The organism is Microbacterium sp. HMWF026, assembly GCF_003061325.1.
Classification (GTDB): Bacteria; Actinomycetota; Actinomycetes; order Actinomycetales; family Microbacteriaceae; genus Microbacterium; species Microbacterium testaceum_E.
In genome coordinates this window covers 1-2,384 of record NZ_QAJB01000457.1, presented here as the reverse complement: position 1 = coordinate 2,384, position 2,384 = coordinate 1, and the positions used below count along the sequence as shown (strand labels likewise).

The window sequence follows — 2,384 nt, the reverse complement described above, 5'->3', positions numbered from 1 at the left end:
ACCCGTGGGCGATAGCAGGCGGAGTCGGGCTCCTGATCCTCGCGGCCCTGGCGAGCACCATCGCTGTGATACGCAACCGGCGACGCCACCACACGAACGACCCCGACTGCTGCCCGCCCACCCGAAACACTGAGGGCAACGCCGACGCGCAGGATGATCGGAGCCCCAGAAGCTGACACCTTCTGCTGAACCTCAGCGTTCGCGCAGGTGCCGGATCCCGAAACGACGTGTTGGTTGCGCTCTCCGAACGCCTCGTTCATCTATAGCTAAATGAGACATGATGAGCGATGCGTCAAAGGGTGCCGTCGTCGCACAATTTCGGGCGCTGAGAACGTCTCGAAAAGTTGCCTCATCGCGCTCTGCCTCACGGGGTCGCGCGACAGGAGTTTGTGAGGCATGCTGATCGGGTGAGGCTTCTCGGGTACACGCGCGTGAGCACCGTCAGTCAGGACGCGCGCCTGCAACTCGACGCCCTGGGCGCGACGGGTGTTGAGGCGAGGGACGTCTTCTCAGACGTGACCTCGGGCAGCCGTGCCGCGGTGCAGCGGCCAGGGATGAAGAGACTTCTGGAGTACGCGGAGCCCGGCGACACGGTGGTCGTCTGGCGCATCGACCGACTCGGGCGCTCCCTCATCGACGTGCTGAACACGGTGAACCTGCTGCGCGAGAAGGACGTGAAGGTTCGATCGATTTCGGATGGCATCGACCCCGAGACCTCGTCCGGGCGGATGATGCTGGGCATGCTCGCGACGCTGGCGGAGTACGAGCGTGAACTGATCACCGAGCGAGTCAACGCCGGCATCGCCGCGGCGAAGCAGGCTGGCACGCGCTTCGGCCGGCCACCCGTGGATCCGGGCGTCGTGAAGGAGAAGCTTGCGATCGTGCGAGACGCGCGCGCGAAGGGACGCACCGCCGAAGACGCAGCCCGACTGGTCGGATGGTCCAGAGCGACGCTCTACCGTCATCAGCACGCCACCGGCACCCCGGCAGCGGTCGGCGACTAGATGTGCCATGGACGCGCTGGCCCGGTGGCGGATCCTGCGTCTCCATGTCGAGGATGACATTCCCCTGGCCACGCTGGTCAGGGAGACCGGAATCGGTCTGCGCACCCTTCAACGCTGGAACCATGACTACGCGGTGGCGGGGATCGACGGGCTGAAACCGAGCGCGCGAGCGGACGCGGGGACCCAGCGCACCGACCCAGACCTGGTCGCGTTCGTTGAGCAGCTCGGACTCACCAAACCGCGTCCCGGGGTGGCGGCCTTGCACCGGCTCGCCATGGCCGAGGCCGACCGCATCGGGTGCGCCCGTCCAAGCTATTCGACGGTCCGGTCGATCCTGCACCGCCTTGACCCGGCACTCGTGACCCTCGCGCTGGACGGCCCAGCCGCGTACCGGGACCGACACGAGCTAGTGTTCCGCCGCCGAGCCGAGCGACCGAATGCGATCTGGCAGGCCGATCACACCGAACTCGACATCCTCATCGTCGGCGCCGATGGGAAGCCGGAACGCCCCTGGCTAACGGTCGTGATCGACGACTACTCGCGCGCAATCTGCGGGTACACCGTGTTCACAGGGGCGCCCTCGGCGATCAACACGGCGCTCGCATTGCGGCAGGCGATCTGGCGCAAGACCAACCCGGCTTGGGCGATGTGCGGTCTCCCCGACGTGCTCCACGTCGACCACGGCAGCGACTTCACCAGCAGGCATCTGGAGTACACGGCGGTGGCGTTGAAGATCCGGCTGATCTACTCGACAGTCGGCCGGCCGCAAGGTCGCGGGAAGATCGAGCGATTCTTCGGCACCGTGAACACCGAACTTCTCACGACCCTCCCCGGCCACCTCACCCCTCGGGCACGAGCCCCGAAGCCGCAGCTCAGCCTCGCGGACCTCGATCAGGCCATCGGCCGGTTCGTCACCGAGTACAACGAGCGCCCCCACAGCGAGATCGGCGCCAGCCCGAAGGAGGCCTGGATCGGTGACGGCTGGTTGCCGCGGATGCCCGACAGCCTCGACCAGCTCGACGGGCTGCTGCTGACCCTGCCGAAGAACCGCGTCGTCCAACGCGATGGCATCCACTTCCAAGGCCAGCGGTACCTCTCACCCACACTCGCGCCGTTCGTCGGACGCAGCGTGACAATCAGGTACGACCCGCGCGACGTGTCCGAGATCCGCGTCTACGACCACGACACGCACATCTGCATCGCGATCGACGAAGCACACCCCAACCAGCGACTCTCCCTGCGCGACATCGAGACCGCCCGACGCGCCCGCCGTCGGCGGCTGCGTCAACAGATCAACGAACGCATCCCCCAGACAGCCGTCCGTGACGAGCCGCGAACCGAGCCGCGGACACCACGCCAGGTGAGACTACGCACCTACGA

Annotated in this window: 3 protein-coding genes; 2 read left to right on the top strand and 1 reads right to left on the bottom strand. The window is 66.7% G+C overall.

Translation table 11 applies throughout. The annotated features are described in order from the left end of the window. Positions 1-260, bottom strand: a 260-nt coding sequence (locus DBR36_RS18175) for a hypothetical protein (protein WP_219927681.1), incomplete at its 3' end; no start/stop codon positions are given. 147 nt (positions 261-407) lie between these two features. Between DBR36_RS18175 and DBR36_RS16515 the strand changes: the two genes are divergently transcribed. Beyond that, a complete protein-coding gene (locus DBR36_RS16515) occupies positions 408-1,004 on the top strand; it encodes a recombinase family protein (RefSeq protein ID WP_070434801.1) in 597 nt (198 codons plus the stop codon). Between the two features lie 7 nt (positions 1,005-1,011). Next, on the top strand, positions 1,012-2,384 hold a 1,373-nt coding region (locus DBR36_RS16510), incomplete at its 3' end, for a Mu transposase C-terminal domain-containing protein (protein ID WP_108320782.1).